Origin of the sequence: Rhodococcus sp. HNM0569 (assembly GCF_012726205.1) — a bacterium.
In the GTDB taxonomy this organism is placed as follows: Bacteria; Actinomycetota; Actinomycetes; order Mycobacteriales; family Mycobacteriaceae; genus Rhodococcus_F.
This window is the reverse complement of record NZ_JAASAE010000001.1, coordinates 77,646-99,411: the sequence shown is the minus strand read 5'-3', so window position 1 is coordinate 99,411 and position 21,766 is coordinate 77,646. Positions and strand designations below refer to the sequence as shown.

Annotated in this window: 21 protein-coding genes; 20 read left to right on the top strand and 1 reads right to left on the bottom strand. The window is 71.0% G+C overall.

Translation table 11 applies throughout. The features are described from left to right. Position 1: 1 nt before the first annotated feature. From HCA44_RS00450 to HCA44_RS00385, 14 genes are all read left to right on the top strand, one after another. Complete coding sequence (locus HCA44_RS00450; RefSeq protein ID WP_169646579.1) at positions 2 to 601, top strand: transporter; 600 nt, start codon at positions 2 to 4, stop codon at positions 599 to 601. After that, positions 598 to 1,791, top strand: a complete 1,194-nt coding sequence (gene carA / locus HCA44_RS00445) for a glutamine-hydrolyzing carbamoyl-phosphate synthase small subunit (protein WP_169646578.1) — start codon at positions 598 to 600, stop codon at positions 1,789 to 1,791. The genes HCA44_RS00450 and carA overlap by 4 nt, the downstream gene beginning before the upstream one ends. Further along, a complete protein-coding gene (carB, locus tag HCA44_RS00440; RefSeq protein WP_169646577.1) occupies positions 1,791 to 5,123 on the top strand; it encodes a carbamoyl-phosphate synthase large subunit in 3,333 nt (1,110 codons plus the stop codon). Before carA ends, carB begins: the two co-directional genes overlap by 1 nt. Continuing rightward, on the top strand, positions 5,120 to 5,941 hold the full coding sequence (gene pyrF / locus HCA44_RS00435; RefSeq protein WP_169646576.1) for an orotidine-5'-phosphate decarboxylase: 822 nt from the start codon (positions 5,120 to 5,122) through the stop codon (positions 5,939 to 5,941). The genes carB and pyrF overlap by 4 nt, the downstream gene beginning before the upstream one ends. Positions 5,942 to 6,067: 126 nt before the next feature. After that, positions 6,068 to 6,388 (top strand): integration host factor, actinobacterial type, encoded by a 321-nt coding sequence (gene mihF, locus HCA44_RS00430; RefSeq protein WP_169646575.1) that lies wholly within the window; start codon positions 6,068 to 6,070, stop codon positions 6,386 to 6,388. An 8-nt stretch (positions 6,389 to 6,396) separates the two neighbouring features. After that, on the top strand, positions 6,397 to 7,029 hold the full coding sequence (gmk, locus tag HCA44_RS00425; protein ID WP_346764501.1) for a guanylate kinase: 633 nt from the start codon (positions 6,397 to 6,399) through the stop codon (positions 7,027 to 7,029). A gap of 98 nt (positions 7,030 to 7,127) precedes the next feature. Next, positions 7,128 to 7,403, top strand: a complete 276-nt coding sequence (rpoZ, locus tag HCA44_RS00420) for a DNA-directed RNA polymerase subunit omega (protein ID WP_346764531.1) — start codon at positions 7,128 to 7,130, stop codon at positions 7,401 to 7,403. Between the two features lie 14 nt (positions 7,404 to 7,417). Then, positions 7,418 to 8,710 carry a bifunctional phosphopantothenoylcysteine decarboxylase/phosphopantothenate--cysteine ligase CoaBC gene (gene coaBC, locus HCA44_RS00415; RefSeq protein ID WP_169646572.1) on the top strand — a complete coding sequence of 431 codons (1,293 nt, stop codon included), beginning with the start codon at positions 7,418 to 7,420 and terminating at the stop codon, positions 8,708 to 8,710. Between the two features lie 176 nt (positions 8,711 to 8,886). Continuing rightward, positions 8,887 to 10,101: a methionine adenosyltransferase gene (gene metK / locus HCA44_RS00410; RefSeq protein WP_169646571.1), complete on the top strand. Its 1,215-nt coding sequence runs from the start codon at positions 8,887 to 8,889 to the stop codon at positions 10,099 to 10,101. A gap of 27 nt (positions 10,102 to 10,128) precedes the next feature. Next, positions 10,129 to 12,171, top strand: coding sequence for a primosomal protein N' (locus HCA44_RS00405; RefSeq protein ID WP_346764500.1), 2,043 nt, complete (start codon positions 10,129 to 10,131; stop codon positions 12,169 to 12,171). 87 nt (positions 12,172 to 12,258) lie between these two features. Then, the gene (locus HCA44_RS00400; RefSeq protein WP_169646570.1) at positions 12,259 to 13,041 is read left to right on the top strand and encodes a PadR family transcriptional regulator; all 783 of its coding nucleotides are present in this window, start codon (positions 12,259 to 12,261) and stop codon (positions 13,039 to 13,041) included. A gap of 124 nt (positions 13,042 to 13,165) precedes the next feature. Next, positions 13,166 to 14,131: an alpha/beta fold hydrolase gene (locus tag HCA44_RS00395; RefSeq protein WP_346764530.1), complete on the top strand. Its 966-nt coding sequence runs from the start codon at positions 13,166 to 13,168 to the stop codon at positions 14,129 to 14,131. A gap of 193 nt (positions 14,132 to 14,324) precedes the next feature. Beyond that, positions 14,325 to 15,248: a methionyl-tRNA formyltransferase gene (gene fmt, locus HCA44_RS00390; protein ID WP_169646568.1), complete on the top strand. Its 924-nt coding sequence runs from the start codon at positions 14,325 to 14,327 to the stop codon at positions 15,246 to 15,248. After that, entirely contained in the window at positions 15,245 to 16,672 is a 1,428-nt protein-coding gene (locus HCA44_RS00385) for a transcription antitermination factor NusB (RefSeq protein WP_169646567.1), read from the top strand. Before fmt ends, HCA44_RS00385 begins: the two co-directional genes overlap by 4 nt. Positions 16,673 to 16,679: 7 nt before the next feature. On the opposite strand, the gene HCA44_RS00380 is transcribed toward HCA44_RS00385, so the two are convergent. Beyond that, on the bottom strand, positions 16,680 to 17,087 hold the full coding sequence (locus tag HCA44_RS00380; RefSeq protein ID WP_169646566.1) for a VOC family protein: 408 nt from the start codon (positions 17,085 to 17,087) through the stop codon (positions 16,680 to 16,682). Between the two features lie 76 nt (positions 17,088 to 17,163). Here HCA44_RS00380 and HCA44_RS00375 point away from each other — a divergent pair, with 76 nt between their 5' ends. The 6 genes from HCA44_RS00375 to HCA44_RS00350 all read left to right on the top strand — a co-directional run bounded on the left by HCA44_RS00375 (position 17,164) and on the right by HCA44_RS00350 (position 21,752). Further along, positions 17,164 to 17,739, top strand: coding sequence for a TetR/AcrR family transcriptional regulator (locus HCA44_RS00375; RefSeq protein ID WP_169646565.1), 576 nt, complete (start codon positions 17,164 to 17,166; stop codon positions 17,737 to 17,739). A gap of 40 nt (positions 17,740 to 17,779) precedes the next feature. Then, on the top strand, positions 17,780 to 18,127 hold the full coding sequence (locus HCA44_RS00370; RefSeq protein WP_169646564.1) for a nitroreductase/quinone reductase family protein: 348 nt from the start codon (positions 17,780 to 17,782) through the stop codon (positions 18,125 to 18,127). A gap of 80 nt (positions 18,128 to 18,207) precedes the next feature. Then, the gene (locus HCA44_RS00365; protein ID WP_169646563.1) at positions 18,208 to 19,257 is read left to right on the top strand and encodes a biotin/lipoate A/B protein ligase family protein; all 1,050 of its coding nucleotides are present in this window, start codon (positions 18,208 to 18,210) and stop codon (positions 19,255 to 19,257) included. Between the two features lie 72 nt (positions 19,258 to 19,329). Beyond that, positions 19,330 to 20,013, top strand: a complete 684-nt coding sequence (gene rpe, locus HCA44_RS00360; RefSeq protein WP_169646562.1) for a ribulose-phosphate 3-epimerase — start codon at positions 19,330 to 19,332, stop codon at positions 20,011 to 20,013. Positions 20,014 to 20,075: 62 nt separating this feature from the next. Next, positions 20,076 to 21,125: a bifunctional diaminohydroxyphosphoribosylaminopyrimidine deaminase/5-amino-6-(5-phosphoribosylamino)uracil reductase RibD gene (gene ribD / locus HCA44_RS00355; protein WP_169646877.1), complete on the top strand. Its 1,050-nt coding sequence runs from the start codon at positions 20,076 to 20,078 to the stop codon at positions 21,123 to 21,125. Between the two features lie 3 nt (positions 21,126 to 21,128). Beyond that, positions 21,129 to 21,752 carry a riboflavin synthase gene (locus HCA44_RS00350; RefSeq protein WP_169646561.1) on the top strand — a complete coding sequence of 208 codons (624 nt, stop codon included), beginning with the start codon at positions 21,129 to 21,131 and terminating at the stop codon, positions 21,750 to 21,752. Positions 21,753 to 21,766 lie beyond the last annotated feature (14 nt).

The following is a 21,766-nucleotide window of genomic DNA, read 5'->3' as shown; positions in this document are numbered from 1 at the left end:
CGTGGATCTCGAACGCACACTGTGGGTCGTTGGCTGCGTGCTCTTCTGGATCGCGGCGCTCGCACTCATGTACTGGGGCTGGCGTGGCCGCGCGAAGCGCCAGGCCGACCGCGTCGGTGCCTTGCCGCCGGTGCCGGCAACCCTCGGCGCACCGACCGTCCCGCCGGTCACCGGCCTGTACGTCGGCAGCACCCTCGCCCCGAGCTGGCAGGACCGTATCGCGGTGGGCGACCTCGGGTACCGGGCGGCGGGCGAGCTCACGCGCTTCGCGAGCGGCATCCTGCTGGATCGCGACGGCGCGTCGCCGATCTGGATTCCCGACGAGTCGATCCGCGCGATCCGTACCGAGCGGGGCCTCGCAGGCAAGGTCATGACGAAGGACGGCGTCCTCGTGATCCGGTGGGAGTTGCCCACCGGAACCGAGATCGACACCGGCTTCCGCGCAGACGACAAGAGCGCCTACCCGGGGTGGGTCGAGGGTGACCCGCGACGACGATCGGGACAGCCCGACGACTCGGCTGTCCCGGACGACACCGCGCCCGACAACACAGTGCCCTCGAACACCGAGACCGGCACACAGCAGAACGGAGACAAGCAATGAACGGCAGCGACCGCAGTAACGACCTCGCGGTCCTGGTCCTCGAGGACGGGCGGGTCTTCCGCGGCACCAGCTTCGGTGCCGTCGGCCAGACTCTCGGCGAGGCCGTCTTCAGCACCGGCATGACCGGCTACCAGGAGACGCTGACCGACCCCAGCTACCACCGTCAGATCGTGGTGTCGACGGCGCCGCAGATCGGCAACACCGGCTGGAACGACGAGGACGACGAGTCCGTCGGCCCGGACGGCGCCCGTGCCGGTGCACGCATCTGGGTCGCGGGTTATGTCGTCCGCGACCCGTCGCGACGCACCTCGAACTGGCGCGCCACCGGCTCGTTGCAGGATGCGCTGGTGCGTCAGGACGTCGTGGGGCTCGCGGGCATCGACACCCGTGCCCTCGTGCGGCACCTGCGCACCCGCGGCTCGATGCGCGCAGGCATCTTCTCGGGCAGCGCGCTCGCGTTCGCCGCGGACGGCTCGCTCGACACCGACGAGCTCGTGAGCCGCGTCCGCAACCAGCCGTCGATGCTCGGTGCCGACCTCGCGGGCGAAGTCACCACCACGAGCGGCTACACGATCGACCCCGACGGGGACCCGCTGTACACCGTGGCGGCGATCGACCTCGGCATCAAGACGAACACGCCGCGCATGTTCGCGCAGCGCGGTGTGCGCGTGCACGTGCTGCCGTCGAACGCGACGCTCGACGACATCCGCGCGGCGGGCGCCGACGGCGTCTTCCTGTCCAACGGCCCGGGCGACCCGGCCACCGCGGACGGCGCCGTCCAGCTCACCCGCGACGTGCTCGGCGAGGGGCTGCCGCTGTTCGGCATCTGCTTCGGCAACCAGATCCTCGGCCGCGCGCTGGGCCGTGGCACCTACAAGATGAAGTTCGGCCACCGGGGCATCAACATCCCGGTCGTCGAACACGAGACGGGGCGCATCGCGATCACGGCGCAGAACCACGGGTTCGCGCTCGAGGGCGAGGCCGGCGAGGAGTTCGACACCCCGTTCGGCCGCGCGGTGGTGAGCCACACCTGCGCCAACGACGGCACCGTCGAGGGCGTACGCCTGCTCGACGGATCGGCCTTCTCGGTGCAGTACCACCCCGAGGCCGCCGCGGGTCCGCACGACGCCGCGTACCTGTTCGACCGTTTCACCCGCCTGCTGTCCGCACGAACCGGAGTCACGAAGTAATGCCACGCCGCACAGATCTGTCCCACATCCTCGTGATCGGCTCGGGCCCGATCGTCATCGGTCAGGCCTGCGAGTTCGACTACTCGGGCACACAGGCGTGCCGTGTGCTGCGTGAGGAGGGCCTGCGCGTGTCGCTGGTCAACTCCAATCCGGCCACGATCATGACCGACCCCGAGTTCGCCGACTCGACCTACGTCGAGCCCATCACGCCCGAGTTCGTCGAGAAGGTCATCGCGCGCGAGGCCGAGCTCGGCCGTCCGATCGACGCGGTACTCGCGACGCTCGGCGGCCAGACGGCCCTCAACACCGCCGTCGGCCTGTACGAGAACGGTGTCCTCGACAAGTACGGCATCGAACTGATCGGTGCCGACTTCGACGCGATCCAGCGCGGCGAGGACCGCCAGAAGTTCAAGGACATCGTCGCGAAGGTCGGTGGCGAGTCGGCCCGCTCGGCGGTCTGTTACACGATGGACGAGGTCGAGTCGACCGTCGCCGAGCTCGGCTTCCCCGTGGTCGTGCGCCCGTCCTTCACGATGGGCGGCCTCGGCTCCGGCATGGCGTACGACGAGCACGACCTCGAGCGCATCGCGGGCGGTGGCCTCGCCGCGTCGCCCACCGCGAACGTCCTGATCGAGGAGTCGATCCTCGGCTGGAAGGAGTACGAGCTCGAGCTCATGCGCGACGGCCGCGACAATGTGGTGATCGTGTGCTCGATCGAGAACGTCGACCCGGTCGGCGTGCACACGGGTGACTCGGTCACCGTCGCTCCCGCGATGACGCTCACCGACCGCGAGTACCAGAAGATGCGCGACCTCTCGATCGACATCATCCGCGAGGTCGGCGTCGACACGGGCGGGTGCAACATCCAGTTCGCCCAGGACCCGGCCACCGGTCGACTCGTCGTGATCGAGATGAATCCGCGCGTGTCGCGGTCGTCGGCGCTCGCATCGAAGGCGACCGGCTATCCCATCGCGAAGATGGCCGCGAAGCTCGCGATCGGCTACAACCTCGACGAGATCGTCAACGACATCACCAAGGAGACGCCTGCCTGCTTCGAGCCGACGCTCGACTACGTCGTCGTCAAGGCGCCGCGGTTCGCGTTCGAGAAGTTCCCGGGCGCCGACGCGACGCTGACCACGACGATGAAGTCGGTCGGCGAGGCGATGTCGATCGGCCGCAACTTCACCGAGGCGCTCGGCAAGGTCATGCGGTCGCTGGAGACGAAGCGGGCCGGCTTCTGGACCGGGCCCGTCGTCGAGGGGGACTCCCTCGACGCGCTGCTCGACGAGCTGCGCACGCCGCACGACGGCCGCCTGTACGGCATCGAGAAGGCGTTCGCGCTCGGGGCGACGATCGAGCAGTTGTACGACGCGACCGGCGTCGACCCGTGGTTCCTCGACCAGATCCTGCAGGTCCACGAGCTCGGCGAGAAGCTCCGCGGGCTGGCGGAGCTCGACGAGCAGACGCTGCGCTTCGCGAAGCACACCGGTCTGTCCGACCGACAGATCGCGGCGCTGCGCCCCGAACTGGGCGACCAGGATGCGGTGCGGGCGCTGCGCGACGAGTGGAATGTGCACCCCGTGTACAAGACGGTCGACACGTGCGCCGCCGAGTTCGAGGCCAAGACGCCGTACCACTACTCGACCTACGAGCTCGATCCCGGCGCCGAGACCGAGGTCGCGCCGCAGACCGAGAAGCCGAAGGTGCTCATCCTCGGTTCGGGACCGAACCGCATCGGCCAGGGCATCGAGTTCGACTACTCGTGCGTGCACGCCGCGCAGACGCTGTCGGAAGCCGGCTACGAGACCGTCATGGTCAACTGCAATCCGGAGACCGTCTCGACCGACTACGACACGGCCGACCGCCTGTACTTCGAGCCCCTCACGTTCGAGGACGTACTCGAGGTGTACCGCTCGGAGACCCGGTCGGGCACCGTCGCGGGCGTCATCGTGCAACTCGGCGGGCAGACGCCGCTGAGTCTCGCGAACAAGCTCGAGCAGGCGGGTGTGCCGATCGTCGGAACCACCCCGGCCGCGATCGACCTCGCGGAGGATCGCGGCGAGTTCGGCAAGGTGCTCACCGCGGCAGGCCTGCCCGCACCGAAGTTCGGCACCGCGACGTCCTTCGAGGAGGCGCGCGCGACGGCCGACTCGATCGGGTACCCGGTGCTCGTGCGCCCGTCCTACGTGCTCGGCGGCCGCGGCATGGAGATCGTGTACGACGAGCCGTCGCTCGAGGACTACATCTCGCGCGCCACCGAGCTCACCCCCGAGCATCCGGTGCTCGTCGACCGTTTCCTCGAGGACGCGGTGGAGATCGACGTCGACGCGCTGTTCGACGGCGAGCAGGTGTACCTGGGCGGCGTGATGGAGCACATCGAGGAGGCGGGCATCCACTCGGGCGACTCGGCGTGTGCGCTGCCGCCGATCACGCTCGGCCGCGCCGACCTCGACAACGTGCGCCGCTCCACCGAGGCGCTCGCGCGCGGCATCGGCGTGCGGGGTCTGCTCAACGTGCAGTACGCGCTCAAGGACGACGTGCTGTACGTGCTCGAGGCGAACCCGCGTGCGAGCCGCACCGTGCCGTTCGTGTCGAAGGCGACTGCCGTGCAGCTCGCGAAGGCGTGCGCGCGCGTCATGCTGGGCGAGACGATCACCGAACTGCGGGCCGCGGGCATCCTGCCCGCGACCGGCGACGGCGGCGAGACGCCGATGACGGCACCCGTCGCGGTCAAGGAGGCGGTGCTGCCGTTCAACCGGTTCCGCCGCGCCGACGGCACCGGCATCGACACGCTGCTGAGCCCCGAGATGAAGTCGACGGGCGAGGTCATGGGCATCGACGCGGACTTCGGTACCGCATTCGCGAAGAGTCAGACCGCCGCGTACGGTTCGCTGCCGACGAGCGGCACGGTGTTCGTGTCGGTCGCCAACAAGGACAAGCGCGCCCTGATCTTCCCGGTCAAGCACCTGGCGGATCTCGGTTTCCGCATCCTTGCGACGGCGGGCACGGCCGACGTGCTGCAGCGCAACGGCATCACGTGCGAGCGCGTGCACAAGGCGTCGGGCGAGGAGCTCGGGGCGGACAGCCGGACGATCGTCGACCTGATCCGCGGCGGCGAGGTCGACATGATCATCAACACGCCGTACGGCAATGCCGGCCCGCGTGTCGACGGGTACGAGATCCGCAGTGCGGCGGTGTCCGTCAACATCCCGTGCATCACGACGGTCCAGGGGGCGTCGGCCGCGGTGCAGGGCATCGAGGCGGGCATCCGCGGCGAGATCGGTGTGCGGTCGCTGCAGGAGCTGCACGAGCACCTGCGCGAGTCGGCGTGAGCAGTTGGGGCGAGCGGCTGCGCGCGGCGGTAGCCGCGCGCGGCCGGCTGTGTGTGGGCATCGACCCTCATCCGACCCTGCTCGAGCGGTGGGGCCTGCCCGTGTCCGCCGCGGGCGTCGACGCATTCGCTCGGACATGCGTCGAGGCGTTCGCCGGCGAGGTCGCGGTGGTCAAGCCTCAGGTCGCGTTCTTCGAGGCGTACGGATCGGCGGGCTACGCGGCACTCGAGCGTGCGTTCGCGGCATTGCGGGACGCCGGGATCCTGGTCGTCGCGGATGCCAAGCGCGGCGACATCGGGTCGACGATGGCGGCCTATGCGGACGCGTGGCTCGGCGAGACGTCGCCGTTGCGGGCGGATGCCGTCACGGTGTCCCCGTACCTCGGCTTCGGCGCGCTCGAGCCCGCGCTGGACGCAGCGACGGCGTCGGGCGGGGGAGTGTTCGTGCTCGCCCGCACGTCGAACCCGGAGGGTGCGGGTCTGCAGACGGCGCGAGTGGAGTCGGGGCGGACCACCGCGCAGGAAGTCGTCGATGCCGCGGCGGCGCGGAACGAGGCCCAGCGCGACCTGGCCGGGTTGGTGGTGGGGGCGACCCGTGGTCACGGCCTCGACTTGTCGAATTTCACGGGGCCGATCCTGGCGCCGGGCCTCGGGGCACAGGGCGCCACCCCGGCGGATCTCGCTTCGGTGTTCGAGGGTGATCGGAAGTTGTTGTTGCCGAACGCTTCTCGTAGTGTGTTGCATGCGGGGCCCGAGGTCGGGGCGCTCCGCGACGCGGCAGCGACGCTCCGCGACGAGGTCGAGACCGCGCTCGCTTAACCCATCCGATTTCGCGATCACCTGCGGGGGGTCGGTTCGCAATCGTCGGCGGGGCTGAGTACGGTCGCTATCGCCGCTGGTTGACCGGCGGTTCGGACTGTTTGCCAACGATGAGACGGAGGAACCGTGGCCCTTCCCCAGTTGACTGACGAGCAGCGCGCCGCTGCTTTGGAGAAGGCGGCTGCTGCCCGTCGTGCCCGGGCGGAGCTCAAAGAGCGCCTCAAGCGCGGCGGCACCGACCTCAAGCAGGTGCTCGCCGACGCCGAGAACGACGAGATCCTGGGCAAGATGAAGGTCTCGGCGCTGCTCGAGGCACTGCCCAAGGTGGGCAAGGTCAAGGCGCAGGAGATCATGACCGAGCTCGAGATCGCGCCGACGCGGCGCCTCCGTGGCCTGGGCGACCGGCAGCGCAAGGCGCTGCTCGCTCGCTTCGATTTCGACGCCTGAGTGCGTCGGTGACTGCTGACGCACACGTGTCAGGGCGTGCGAACGCCGTGCGGAGGGGCCGGCTCGTGGTATTGGCCGGCCCCTCGGCCGTAGGCAAGTCGACCGTCGTGCGGGAGCTGCGCGAGCGGGTCCCGGACCTGATGTTCTCGGTGTCCGCCACCACGCGCGCGCCACGCCCGGGTGAGGTCGACGGTCGCGACTACCGCTTCATCGACACCGCCGAGTTCCGGCGCATGATCGACGACGGCGAGCTGCTCGAGTGGGCCGAGATCCACGGCGGACTGCAATTGTCCGGCACCCCCGCGGGGCCGGTGCAGGACGCCCTGGCCGCCGGGCACCCGGTGCTCGTCGAGGTCGATCTGGCGGGCGCGCGGGCCGTGCGTGCCGCGATGCCCGAGGCCACGCTCGTGTTCCTCGCGCCGCCCAGCTGGGACGTGCTGGTGGGTAGGCTCACCGGCCGCGGCACCGAGCCGCCGGAGATCGTGCAACGCCGTCTCGACACCGCGCGGGTCGAGCTCGCGGCACAGGACGAGTTCGACGTCGTCCTGATCAACGAGGACCTCGATGCGACGGTCGACGAGTTGGTACGATTGTTGGTCGGGCATCCCGGCGACGCCGACCATCCGGCCGACGCCCCCTGATCGTCCCGGGCCGATCCTCACCAGGGCCGGCACGTACACATCCGTTTTTCCGAACTTCAGGAGACAACCGAGTGAGCAGCTCCACTGCCGCGTCCACCATTCCCACGCCGGGCGAGGCCCCGGCGTACGACACTCCTCTCGGAATCACCAACCCGCCCATCGACGAGCTGCTCGAGCGCACGTCGTCGAAGTACGCGCTGGTCATCTACGCGGCCAAGCGCGCGCGGCAGATCAACGACTACTACAACCAGCTCGGCGACGGCATCCTCGAGTACGTCGGTCCGCTGGTCGAGCCGGGCCTGCAGGAGAAGCCGCTGTCGATCGCGATGCGCGAGATCCACTCCGACCTGCTCGAACACACCGAAGGCGAGTGACCGGGGGAGGGCGAGTGTCCGCATCGCCGCAGGCGCCGTCGGCGCAGGCGCAATCTGCCCCCGCAGTCCCACACAAGCGCATCGTCGTCGGTGTCGCGGGAGGCATCGCCGCGTACAAGGCGTGCACCCTCGTCCGGTACTTCACCGAGGCGGGCCATCACGTTCGTGTCGTGCCCACCGAGTCGGCCCTCGAATTCGTCGGCAAGGCCACGTTCGAGGCGCTGTCCGGCAATCCCGTGCACACCGGGGTGTTCTCCGACGTGCCGCAGGTGCCGCACGTGCGGCTCGGGCAGGACGCCGATCTCGTCGTGGTCGCACCCGCGACGGCCGACCTGATGGCGCGCGCCGTGTCCGGCCGCGCCGACGACCTGCTCACCGCGACCCTCCTCACCGCACGATGTCCCGTGGTGTTCGCGCCCGCGATGCACACCGAGATGTGGGAGCATCCCGCGACGGTCGCGAACGTCGCGACGCTGCGCAGCCGCGGCACCATCGTGCTCGAGCCCGCATCGGGCCGGCTCACCGGCAAGGACACCGGCGCGGGCCGACTTCCCGATCCCGACGAGATCGGGTTGCTCGCGACGCTGCTCCTCGAGCGCGCCGACGCGATGCCGCGCGACCTGGAAGGCGTGCGCGTGCTGGTGTCGGCAGGTGGCACGCGCGAACCGCTCGACCCGGTGCGTTTCCTGGGTAATCGCAGCTCGGGCAAACAGGGCTACGCGCTCGCCCGGCTGGCCGCGCAGCGAGGCGCGGATGTCGTGCTCGTCTCGGGTTACACCACGGGCCTCGCGGAGCCGGCAGGCGTCGACGTCGTGCACGTCAAGACCGCCGAGGACATGCAGTCGGCGGTCACGAAGCACGCGCCGCAGTGCGACGCGATCGTGATGGCCGCGGCGGTTGCCGATTTCCGGCCCACCACCACGGTCGCGAGCAAGATCAAGAAGGGCTCGGGCGAGCCCGATTCCGTCGCTCTCACCAAGAATCCGGACATCCTCGCGGGCATCGTCGAGTCGCGCCGGGCAGGGCGCATCCCCGCCTCGTCCGTCGTGGTCGGCTTCGCGGCCGAAACGGGCGACGCGCAGGGGGACGTCCTCACGTATGCGCGGGCGAAGCTCGAGCGCAAAGGCTGCGACCTGCTCGTCGTCAATGCGGTCGGGGAGGGCAAGGCGTTCGAGGTCGACCACAACGACGGCTGGCTGCTGGCCGCCGACGGGTCCGAGTCGGCGCTCGAGCACGGTTCGAAGTCGCTCATGGCGAGCCGCGTCCTGGATGCGGTCGCGCGTCTGGTGCATTCGGGACGCGAGTAGCGTTCCGAATGCCCGGTGGCCGCGCCGCGCCGAATCGCATGATTCGATGGGTGTCGGTCGTCGGGGAGAAGGGCTAATGTCTCGCCCGAAGAGGGCGCAAGGTTGTCGAGTCCGCCGAGATTGTCGAGTCCGCACTGTGGTCATAGTCCGCACCGGGCATGTCGAGAGGGAGTTCTGTGAGCCAGACCGGTAGTCGTCTTTTCACCAGCGAGTCCGTGACGGAAGGTCACCCGGACAAGATCTGTGATGCGATCAGCGACTCCGTTCTCGACGCGCTGCTCACCGAGGATCCTCGCGCGCGTGTCGCCGTCGAAACCCTCGTCACCACGGGGCAGGTGCACGTCGCGGGCGAGGTCACCACCACGGCGTACGCGGACATCCCGAGGATCGTGCGCGAGAAGGTCCTCGAGATCGGGTACGACTCGTCGGCCAAGGGCTTCGACGGCAACTCGTGCGGCGTCAACATCGCGATCGGCGCGCAGTCGCCCGAGATCGCGCAGGGTGTCGACACCTCCCACGAGGCGCGCACCGGCGGCCTCACGAACGACGAGATCGATCGGCAGGGCGCAGGCGATCAGGGCCTGATGTTCGGCTACGCCAACACCGACACGCCGGAGCTCATGCCGCTGCCGATCGCGCTCGCGCACCGGCTGTCGCGGCGGCTCACCGAGGTCCGCAAGTCGGGCGTCCTGCCCTACCTGCGGCCCGACGGCAAGACCCAGGTCACCATCGAGTACGACGGCGACACGCCGGTGCGTCTCGACACCGTCGTCATCTCGACTCAGCACGCCGCGGACATCGATCTCGACAACCTGCTCGCGCCGGACCTGCGCGACAAGGTGCTCGGTTCGGTGCTCGCCGAGATCGACGTGCCGGGCCTCGACACCTCCGACATCCGTCTCCTGGTCAATCCGACGGGCAAGTTCGTGCTCGGCGGCCCGATGGGCGACGCCGGCCTGACCGGCCGCAAGATCATCGTCGACACCTATGGCGGCATGGCCCGGCACGGCGGCGGCGCGTTCTCCGGCAAGGACCCGTCGAAGGTCGACCGCAGCGCGGCGTACGCGATGCGGTGGGTCGCCAAGAATGCGGTTGCGGCGGGCCTCGCCGACAAGCTCGAGGTGCAGGTCGCGTACGCGATCGGCAAGGCCGCCCCGGTCGGTCTGTTCGTCGAGACGTTCGGCACCGAGAAGACCGATCCGGCCCGCATCCAGCGAGCCATCGCCGAGGTCTTCGACCTGCGGCCCGGCGCGATCATCCGCGATCTCGACCTGCTGCGTCCCATCTACGCGCAGACCGCGGCGTACGGTCACTTCGGTCGCACCGACATCGACCTGCCGTGGGAGAACACCGACCGCGCCGACAAGCTGCGCGCCGCTGCCGGCCTCTAGGCCGCGCACGCGGCCCGCAGTCGCGCCGTGACAGACCGTGCACTGAGCGGCGAGGCGGAGATCGCCGCCTCGCCGGAGCTCCCGGTGGCCCGGGTGCTGCCGCTGTTGCCGGTCGCGCACCTGGACCGCGAGTTCGACTATCTCGTCCCACCGGAGCTCGACGATCAGGCGCAGCCGGGGGTGCGGGTGCGGGTGCGCTTCTCGGGGCGCCTGGTCGACGGGTTCCTGCTCGCCCGCCTCGCGTCGAGCGATCACGACGGCAAGCTCGGGCGGCTCGATCGGGTGGTGTCGTCGGAGCAGGTGCTCACACCCGAGATCGTCCGGCTCACCGAGCTGGTCGCGCAGCGGTACGCGGGCACGCGCGCCGACGTGCTGCGTCTCGCGATCCCGCCGCGGCACGCCCGCGTCGAGGACGAGCCCCCGCCGGCCCCGGCGGAGCCGGCGGCGGTTCCTGATCCTGCCCCGCAGCCAGATCTGTCGAGCTGGGCGCGCTACACACACGGGAGCAACTTCGTCGACGCGCTCGAGGCCGGGCGTGGGCCGCGCGCGGTGTGGCAGTGCGCGCCGGGAGACGACTGGGCGCACCGCCTCGCGGATCTCGCGTCGGTCGTCGTCGCCCGTGGCCGCAGCGCGGTTCTCGTCGTCCCCGACCAGAAGGATCTCGATCGTCTGCACGCCGCGTGCAGCGAGGTTGCGGGCGCGGAGGCCGTCGTGGCCCTCGCCGCGGGGCTGGGCCCTGCGGTGCGATACCGCCGGTGGCTCGCGGCGCTGCGCGGCACGGCGCGGATCGTGGTCGGGACACGCAGCACGATCTTCGCGCCGACACCCGATCTCGGTCTCGTTGCAGTGTGGGACGACGGCGACGACTCGCTCGCCGAGCCGCGCGCACCGTATCCGCACGCGCGTGAGGTGGCGGCGCTGCGCGCGTACGCGTCGGAATGCGCCTTCGTGCTCGGCGGCTATGCGCGCAGTGCGGAGGGGCAGCTGCTGGTGGAGACGGGCTGGGCGCACGATCTGGTGGCGCCTCGCGACGTGGTGCGCGCCGGGGCGCCGAAGGTGACGGCGCTGGCCGACAGCGACCAGGCCCTCGCACGCGATCCACTCGCGCGTGCCGCACGCATACCCGCGGTCGCGTTCGCGGCGGCGCGCGACGCCCTCGCCGCGCAGCGGCCTGTCCTCGTCCAGGTGCCCCGGCGCGGCTACGTCCCGAGCCTCGCGTGCGCCAAATGCCGTGCGCCCGCACGGTGCAGACGGTGCAACGGCCCGCTCGCGCTCCCCGAGACGTCCGCCGCCGACGCCGCTGCCGCACCGTCGTGCCGTTGGTGCGGCAGTGGCGACGCGGCGCACCGCTGCCACGCGTGCGGTGCACGTGCGCTGCGTGCGGTCGTGATCGGCGCGGGCCGCACGGCCGAAGAGCTCGGCCGGGCGTTTCCCGGTGTCCCGGTGCGTGGTTCGAGTGGCGACGCCGTCCTCACCTCGGTGCCGACAGGCCCGGCGATCGTGGTCGCGACGGTCGGCGCCGAACCGGTCGTCGACGGTGGGTACGGGGCCGCGCTGCTCCTCGACGGCTGGGCGTTGCTCGGCCGTCCCGATCTCCGCGCGGCCGAGGAAGCGCTGCGGCGCTGGATGGGCGCGGCGGCGCTGGTCCGGCCGGCGGCCGGCGGAGGCAGCGTCGTCGTCGTTGCGGACGCGGGCGTCCGCACCGTGCAGGCCCTGGTCCGCTGGGATCCGGTCGGGCATGCGCGACTGCAACTCGGCGAACGCGACGAGGTCGGTTTTCCGCCCGCGGTGCACATGGCCGCTCTCGACGGTCCGGAAGAGGCCGTGGGCGATCTCGTGAACGCTGCCGACCTGCCCGCCTCGGCCGAGGTGCTCGGGCCGGTGCCGCTGCCCGCGTCGTCGCGGGTTCCGGGCTCGGACGACGCCGAGCCGGCGCGGATGCTCGTGCGTGTGCCCAGGCTCGAGGGCTACGCCCTCGCCGACGCATTGCGGGCTGCGCAGTCGGTGCGCAGCGCACGCAAGAACGCGGGCTCGGTGCGCGTCCAGATGGACCCACTGCACATCGGGTGAGTCGATGCACACCCGAATGCACCCTTGCCGTGTTGCAAATGCCGATATATCGTTGATCTATCAGCGATACACGAAAGGAGGCTGATCATGGAACACTTCCATGCCTTCCACAACGAACATTCGTTCCACAACGAACCCTTCCCGTCGGGCGCTCAGTCCGGTCCGGGCGTCGATCCGCGACAGCAACGCCGCGGGGGACCGCCGCGGCGCGGACCGGGTCACGGTGGCCCGCACGGGCCGGGGCGGGGCCGGCCGCACGGTCGCGGCGGGGGCTTCGGTCCCGAATTCGGGCCCGGTGTCGACCCGCGCTTCGGGCCACGCTTCGGGCGGGAATTCGGCCGCGGCCGAGGCCGTGGCGGTCGAGGCAGGCGCGGTGACGTCCGTGCCGCGATCCTCGTGCTGCTCGCGGAATCTCCGATGCACGGTTACGAGCTCATCCAGCAGATCACCGAACGCAGCGACGGCGTGTGGCGGCCGAGCCCCGGCTCGATCTACCCGGCGCTGTCGCAACTCGAGGACGAGGGGCTCGTCGTGATCGAGAAGGTCGCAGGCCGCAAGACCGCGCGGCTCACCGAGGCGGGCGAGACGTACGTCGAGACCAACGCCACCGAATTGGGCACACCGTGGGACGAGGTGCGCGGCGGTGTCCCCGGACGACACCACGACCTGCGGGCGCTGCTCGGTACGCTCACCGGCGCGGTCGGTCAGGTCGCTGCCGTCGGCTCCGAGGACCAGCTCACGCGTGCGGCGCAGGTGCTCACCGACGCACGTAAGTCGGTGTACCGGATCCTCGCGGAGGACGAGTCCGGCACCGAGGACAGCGGTGAGGCCGGGGACAGCGACGGAGCGGGGCCCGCTGCACAATCGTGATGCACTCGTACTGACCGCTTGACTCGAAGTTCTTCGGGCTCTGGGGAATCGGCGGACAGTCGGAACCATGAGGTGCGGGCGTGCGACACGGTGGTCGGTCACGGTGGCGACCTGCGTCCTCGCCGTGGTCGCCGCATCGGCGGGGCCCGCGTCCGCGTCCGAGTGGCGGGTACCGACCGAGGCGGGCCCGCCGCAGGCGGCACGGACCGATGCCTTCCACTACGCGCGGGCGCATCCGGGCGCCGCACCGGCAGGCGCGAACGATTTCGCGTGCGTGCCGACCGGAGAGCATCCGGAACCGGTGATCCTCGTCCACGGCACGGATTCGAGCGCCTACGACGACTGGGCGGCCCTGTCGCCGATGCTCGCGGCCGACGGCTGGTGCGTGTTCGCACTCGACTACGGTGGCGCCGCGGAGGCCGAGTCCGGCACCTCCGGCTCGCTGGGCGATGCGCCGCCCGGTGCCCGATCGTTCGGCACCGAAGACCTGTACGACAGCGTGGACCAGCTCGCGGAGTTCACGCGACGCGTCCTTGCCGCGACAGGGGCCGACCGCGTGAACTACGTCGGGTACTCGCAGGGGGCGACGGTGAGCCGTTACTACGTCAACGAGCGGGGCGGGGCAGCGCACACGGACCGCTGGGTCGGGCTGGCGTCGCCCACCTACGGCGGCACGATGTACGGCATCGTCGATCTGCTCAATGCGCTGCCGGGCGGGCTCGACCTGGCCGAGCAGTTGACGTCGCGCGCGGTGCGCCAGCAGATGCGCGGCTCGCCGTTCCTCACCGAGCTCAACGCGGGTGGCGACACCGTTCCCGGAGTGCACTACACGACCGTCGGATCGCGATACGACGAGATGATCCAGCCGTACACGGACATCGCACTGCGCGATCCCGGCGCGACCAATGTGCTGGTGCAGGACGCGTGCCCGGCCGACGCGTCCGGCCACTTCCTTGCCCCCTACGATCCCTATGCGCTCGACCTCGTGCGCACCGCGCTGGACCCGGACGCGGAGCCGCACGGCGAGTGCGTCCCGGTTCCCCTCGGAACCGGCATCCTGCGGGTGATCCTCGATTCGAACTCGTCGTGACGTCGCGCCCGCCGGGCGCGCCGCGTCGGGGGATCCTTAGACTCGGACCGGGCGGGACGGGCACGACCGTGCCGGACGGACGGGCCGGACCGGGCGCCGTCGTGCGTGAGCAGCGAGGGGCGAGAGCCCGGATGGAGAGTGCCGATCGTGGCCATCGACGTGGTGACAGTCCGTGCGTGGAGGTTGTGCTGACGTGCGGATCGTGTTCGCCGGAACCCCCGAGCCCGCAGTGCCGTCGCTGCGCAGGTTGCTCGACTCCACCCGTCACGAGGTCGTCGCGGTGCTCACGCGTCCCGACGCGGCGTCCGGTCGAGGCAGGCGCACCGCCCGCTCACCCGTCGCGGCGCTCGCCGACGAGCACGGCATCGAGGTTCTGACGCCGGGCAGGCCGGCCGACCCGGACTTCGTCGACCGGCTGACCGAGCTCTCGCCCGACTGCTGTCCTGTCGTCGCGTACGGCGCGCTCGTGCCGCAGCACGTGCTCGACGTGCCGCGCATCGGGTGGCTCAACCTGCACTTCTCGTTGCTGCCTGCATGGCGCGGTGCCGCACCCGTGCAGGCGGCGATCGCCGCGGGCGACGAGGTCACCGGAGCCAGCGTCTTCCACCTCGAGGCCGGTCTCGACACCGGGCCCGTGTACGGCGTCACCACCGAGACGATTCGCGCCACCGACACCGCGGGGGCGCTGCTGGACCGGCTCGCACACAGCGGCGCCGTCCTGCTGGACTCGGTCCTCGACGCCCTCGAGGACGGCAGCGTGCACGCCGTCCCGCAGCCCGACGACGGCGTGTCCTATGCGCCGAAGATCACCGTCGAGTCCGCTCGCGTGCGCTGGGACGAGCCCGCGTATGCCGTCGACCGGCACATCCGATCCGTCACGCCCGCGCCGGGCGCGTGGACCGAGATCGGCGACCTCCGCGTCAAACTCGGGCCCGTGCGGGTGACCGACCGCGCTCTCGCGCCCGGGCAACTGGACGTCGGCAAGAAGGAAGTACTCGTGGGTACCGCGACCACTGCGGTCGCGCTGGACCGCGTGCAGCCGCAAGGCAAGAAGGACATGGCGGCGGCCGACTGGGCCCGCGGAGCACGACTGGGCAACGAGGTGAGCGCACGATGACCGAGTCCCGACGCCCCGCCCGGCGCGGCAGCACCGGCCCGCGCCGCCGTCGACCGCCGCAGGCCCAGCGCCCCGACACGTCCGGCCTCGACCAGCCGCGGCTCGCGGCACGCGACGTGCTGCGCGCGGTGCGCGAACGGGACGCCTACGCGAATCTCGTGCTGCCCGCGCTGCTGCGCGAACGCCGGATCGACGGGCGCGACGCCGCCCTCGCCACCGAACTCGCCTACGGCGCGTCCCGTGCGCAGGGTCTGCTGGACGCGGTCGTCGCGAGCGCCGCAGGCAGGCCCGTCGAGGACATCGACGGGCCGCTGCTCGACGTGCTCCGCCTCGGCACCTATCAGCTGCTGCGCACCCGTATCGCGCCGCACGCGGCTGTCGCGACCTCCGTCGACCTCGTCCGTGCGGAAGCGGGGAAGGGCAAGGCCGGCTTCGTCAACGCCGTGCTGCGCCGGGTGTCGGAGAAGACCGAGGTGCAGTGGGTCGACGCGCTCGCGCCGCCGGCCGACCGCGATCCGGTCGGGCACCTCGCGTTCGAGTACGCGCACCCGAAGTGGATCGCGCAGGCGTTCGCCGATGCACTCGGTCCCGCGGCGGGCGAACTCGAGGACGTGCTGCGCGCCGACGACGCCCGGCCCGTGGTGCATCTCGTCGCGCGGCCGGGCGAGATGAGTGCCGAGGAGCTTGCACTCGTCGTCGGCGGCGAGGAAGGTCGCTGGTCGCCGTACGCGGTGTACCTCGACAGCGGCGACCCCGGATCGCTCGAGCCGGTCCGCGACGGTCTCGCCGCAGTACAGGACGAGGGCAGCCAGCTCGTCGCCCGCGCCCTCACTCTCGCGCCGCTCGACGGGCCCGACGGCGGGCGCTGGCTCGACCTGTGCGCAGGGCCGGGTGGCAAGTCGGCGCTGATCGGCGCGATCGCCGACATCGACGGCGCCCGGGTCGATGCCGTCGAACCCGCCGAGCATCGCGCGGAACTGGTGCGCACGGCCACCCGGGGACTGCCGGTCGACGTGCACGTCACCGACGGTCGCGACAGTGGCCTGACGCCCGGCTACGACCGGATCCTCGTGGACGCACCGTGCACGGGTCTCGGTGCACTGCGGCGCAGGCCCGAAGCCCGCTGGCGTCGCACGCCCGCCGACGTCCAGCCGCTCGCGGCGCTGCAGCGCGAGCTGCTCGCCGCGGCGATCGCGCTGTTGCGGCCGGGCGGGGTCGTCGTGTACTCGACATGCTCGCCGCACCTGCCCGAGACGGTGGCGGTCGCGTCCGATGCGGTGCGGCGGCACGGCGTCGTCGCGCTCGACACGCGCGAGCTGCTCCCGGGTGTGCCCGACGTGGGCGACGGGCCGGCTGCGCAGCTGTGGCCGCACCGGCACGGTACCGACGCGATGTTCCTCGCCGCGCTGCGCAAGCCGGTGTAGGGCGACTTCAGTCGTCCGCGTAGGCACCGCGGAATTCGTCGCTGGGCGGGATGGGCGAGATGACGTCGAGTAGTACGCCGTCGGGGCCTGCCACGATGAAGTGACGCTGCCCGAAGTCCTCGTCGCGGAGGGGGAGCACCGGTTCGAGACCGCCTTCGCCGGTCAGCCGGGCGTGGACCTCGTCGACGTCGTCGACCTCCACGTTGACGATCACGCCGCCGGGAGGCATCCGGTACCCCTCGGGAACGGTCGGGTGGTCGTAGGCGAGTAGTGCGAGTTCGAACGTGCCGCGCCGGAGACTCACGTACCAGTCGGTCTCGAAGGAGACCGCGAAGTCGAGAGCGGAGCGGTAGAACGACGCCGCCGCGCCGACGTCGCGCGACATCAGGACGGGATAGAAGCTGGTGAGGGACATCGACAACTCCTTTACGTACACTGCGTATGTATCAAGAGTGAGAATACATACACCGCGTACGTAAAGGAACGGATTCATGCCTCGCGCTTCCGCCGCTGCTGCCGCCGAGACTGCTCGTCGAATCCTCGACTCCGCGTCGGACCTGTTCGCCGCCAACGGATTCGCCGACATCTCGGTCGACGACGTGGCCCGGGAGGCGGGCGTCACGCGTGGCGCGGTCTACCATCACTACCGCAACAAGCAGGGCCTGTTCGGCGCCGTCGTCGCGCGCCTGCAGGCGCGAATCGCCGCGGACGTGGTGGATGCAGCCACGGCAGTGGACGGACCGCAGGAGCAGCTGCGCGCGGGATCGCACGCCTTCCTCGACGCGATCACCGCTGCCCCCGCGGTGCGTGTCCTGCTCGTCGACGGCCCGGCGGTGGTCGGCTGGCGACGCTGGCGCGAACTCGACGCCCGGAACTCGGCAGCACACCTGCGCGACGCCCTGCGTGACGCGGGTGTGGCCGAGTCCCTTGTCGATGCGACGACGGCGCAACTGTCCGGGGCGATGAACGAGGCCGCGCTGTGGATCGCGCAGCACCGCGAGCCCGCAGCCGCACGCGAGCAGGCACATGCGGTACTCGACAGGATCTTGGCCGCCGCTCTGCCCTAAGGCCGAGCGCCACGAGCCGATCCGGGGCAGACTCTCGGCTATGAGTGCCTTCTCACGCACGGCGAAAGTGTTCAACGCCGCCGTCGTCCCACTCCTCGGAGTCCCCGTCGTCGGCAGAACCCTCGGCAAAGGGATGGTCGTGCTCGCGTACACGGGGCGCCGCTCCGGCACCCGGGTCGAACTCCCCGTCTCGTACCGGCGCCGAGGCGACCAGGTGCAGGTCGGCGTCGCGATGCCCGACCAGAAGACGTGGTGGCGCAACTTCACCGGCGACGGCGGACCGGTCGAGGTGCACCTCCAGGAGGGAACCCGCACCGGGCACGCGGTAGCCCGCCGCGACGAGAAGGGCGCGGTCACCGTCGCCATCACCCTCGGCGCACAGCGATAGGCACGGGCATCGACGAGGTGTCCGGCCCAGGGCGTCCGCCGACGGGATCGATAGGCTGACGCAATGCGTGGTGAGCCCTGATGCGTGGTGAGTACAAGGTCCCGGGCGGCAAGCTCGTGGTCGTCGACGTGGAGGTCGAGGACGGGCGGCTGTCGCAGGTGTCGCTGTCGGGCGACTTCTTCCTCGAGCCCGACGAGGCGCTCGGCGACATCACGGCTGCGGTGACGGGCATGCCGACGAGCGCGGACGCGGCGCAGCTCGGGCACGCGATCACCGGTGCGCTCGACGACGGGGCGTCGCTGATCGGGTTCACGCCGGAGTCGGTGGGCGTCGCGATCCGCCGCGCGCTCGGGCACGCGACCGGCTGGTACGACCACACCTTCGACGTGATCGAGCCGGTGATTCTCGACCCGGCTGTGCATGTCGCACTCGACGAGGTGATCACGCGCGAGGTCGCGACGGGCGAGCGGCCGCCGACCTTGCGGTTCTGGGACTGGGATTCGCCGCTCGTCGTGATCGGGTCGTTCCAGTCGGTGCGCAACGAGGTCGACGAGGACGCGGCCGCCCGGCACGGGTTCGGCATCGTGCGGCGCATCTCCGGCGGCGGCGCGATGTTCATGGAACCGGGCAACTGCATCACCTACTCGCTTGCGGTGCCCACCTCGCTCGTCGACGGACTCACCTTCGAGCAGTCCTACTCGTTTCTCGACCAGTGGGTGATGGGGGCGCTCGCCGACGTCGGGATCACCGCGCGCTACGTGCCGCTCAACGACATCACGTCCGAGCAGGGCAAGATCGGCGGCGCCGCGCAGAAGCGGTTCGCCGCGGGCGCAGTCCTGCACCACGCGACGATGTCCTACGACATCGACGCCGACAAGATGACCGAAGTCCTGCGGGTCGGCCGGGAGAAGATCTCCGACAAGGGCATCACGAGCTCCGGCAAACGCGTCGACCCGATGCGGTCGCAGACCGGCATGTCCCGGGCCGCCGTCATCGACGCCTTCCTCGCACACTTCCGGGCCCGCTACGACACCCGCACCAGCACCTACACGGACGCAGAGCTGGCCGCGGCCAGGGAACTGGTCGAGACCAAGTTCACGAACCCGGAGTGGACGAACCGCGTGCCGTGAGGCTCGGTGCCACCGGTGCGACCGGTGGCCTGCACGACCGCTGTCGTGGGGCGGGGCACTAAGCTGGCGGCTGTGGCACACCCGATGATCGCTCCGTCCATCCTGTCCGCCGATTTCGCTCGGCTCGCCGACGAGGCCTCGGCCGTCGAGGGCTCCGAGTGGCTGCACGTCGACGTCATGGACGCGCACTTCGTGCCGAATCTCACCCTCGGGCTGCCCGTCGTGCAGAGCCTGCTGGCCGCCACCGACATCCCGCTCGACTGCCACCTGATGATCGACGATCCGGGCCGCTGGGCGCCGGGCTACGCCGAGGCGGGCGCCTACAACGTCACGATCCACGCGGAAGCCACGGACGACCCGCGCGCCGTCGCACGGGACATCCGCGCGGCGGGCGCGAAGGCCGGGCTGAGCGTCAAGCCCGGCACCCCGATCGAGCCGTATCTCGAGATCCTGAAGGACTTCGACACGCTGCTGGTGATGAGCGTCGAACCGGGCTTCGGTGGCCAGAAGTTCATCCCCGACGTCCTCGGAAAGGCGAAAGCCGTACGCCGCCTTGTCGATTCCGGCGAGCTCACGCTCGTCGTCGAGATCGACGGCGGCATCAACGCCGACACGATCGAGGCCGCCGCGGAGGCCGGTGTCGACTGCTTCGTCGCGGGATCGGCGGTGTACGGCGCGGACGACCCCGCGCACGCCGTGCGGGCCCTGCGCGAGGCGGCTGCTGCCGTGTCGCCCCACCTCACGCTCGCGCACTGAGCGCGGCCGTGCCCGCGCAACCCGCCGGATCGCGGCTCGAGGCCGCGGACATCGACGCAGCGATGCTCATCGCGATCGGTGCCGCGGAGTCGGCACGTGGTTTCACGTCCCCCAATCCGCCCGTCGGGGCCGTCGTGCTCGACGCGCAGGGCCGGATCGCGGGCGTCGGCATGACCCAGCCGCCGGGCGGCCCGCATGCGGAGGTCGTCGCGCTCGCGGAAGCGGGCCGAGACGCGCGTGGCGGCACCGCGATCGTCACGCTCGAACCGTGCAATCACCACGGCCGCACCGGTCCGTGCTCGCAGGCGCTGCTCGACGCGGGGATCCGCGAGGTGCACTATGCGGTCGGCGACCCCAACCCGGCGGCCGCCGGGGGAGCGGAGACCCTCGTCCGTGGCGGCGTCCACGTGTCGTCGGGCGTGCGCGCCGCCGACGTCGAACGCGGTTCGCTGCGCGCATGGCTGCACCGCCAGCGCACCGGCCGCCCGCACGTGACGTGGAAGTACGCGGCGTCGCTCGACGGCCGCAGCGCCGCCGCCGACGGCACGAGCAAATGGATCACGGGCTCGCAGGCGCGGGCGCGCGTGCACGAGGAGCGCGCGAAGCTCGACGCGGTCGTCGTCGGTACCGGCACGGTCCTCGCGGACGATCCGTGGCTCACCGCGCGGGTGCCGGACGGCACCCTCGCCGCGCACCAGCCCACCCGCGTCGTCGTCGGGCTCACACCGATCCCGGAGAGCGCACGCGTGCTCGACGACTCCGCTCCCACGCTCGTGCTGCCCACCCGCGACATGAACGAGGTCGCGGAGGCGCTCGCCGAGTTCACCGACGTGCTCGTCGAGGGCGGCCCGCGGCTCGCGGGCGCCTTCCTCGCGGCGGGCATGGTCGACCGGATCCAGGCGTTCGTCGCACCGCTCGTGCTGGGGGCAGGCGCGAGCACCGCCGTCGACGCAGGCGTGGACACCCTGGCCGCGGCGCACCGTTTCACCACGGAGTCCGTGGAAACAATCGGTCCGGACGTCTTGTTGAGTCTTGTCGGACGCGATCGGCACGAGCCGGTCGCCCACGACCCGGGGGCGGCCGCGCCGCAGCGGGTCCGAAAGGAGATCTGAGCAGTGTTCACGGGGATCGTCGAAGAGCTCGGCGAGATCGTCGCGAAGGACGAGTCGACCGACGCGGCACGGTTCACCGTGCAGGGCCCGGTCGTGACCTCCGACGCACGGCACGGCGACTCGATCGCCGTGAACGGGGTGTGCCTCACCGTCGTCGACGTCCTGCCCGAGGGCAGGTTCACCGCCGACGTGATGCAGGAGACGCTCGTGCGCTCGAGTCTGCGCGCGCTCGACGTCGGCGCCCGCGTCAACCTCGAGCGCGCCGCGGCCGTGCAGAGCCGCCTCGGCGGCCACATCGTGCAGGGCCATGTCGACGGCACGGGCCACGTGCTGGCGCGCACGCCCTCGGAGAACTGGGAGGTCGTGCGCATCTCGCTGCCCGGCACGATTGCGCGCTACGTCGTCGAGAAGGGGTCGATCACCGTCGACGGCGTCTCGCTCACGGTGTCCGCGCTCGGGCAGGACTCGACGGACAGCACCCCGGACGGCGGACACTGGTTCGAGATCTCGCTGATCCCGACCACCCTCGAGCTCACGACACTCGGCCGCGCCGCCGTCGGCACGCCGGTCAACCTCGAGGTCGACGTGATCGCCAAGTACGTGGAGCGCCTGCAGTCCTTCCGTTAGCGAGACGTACTGTG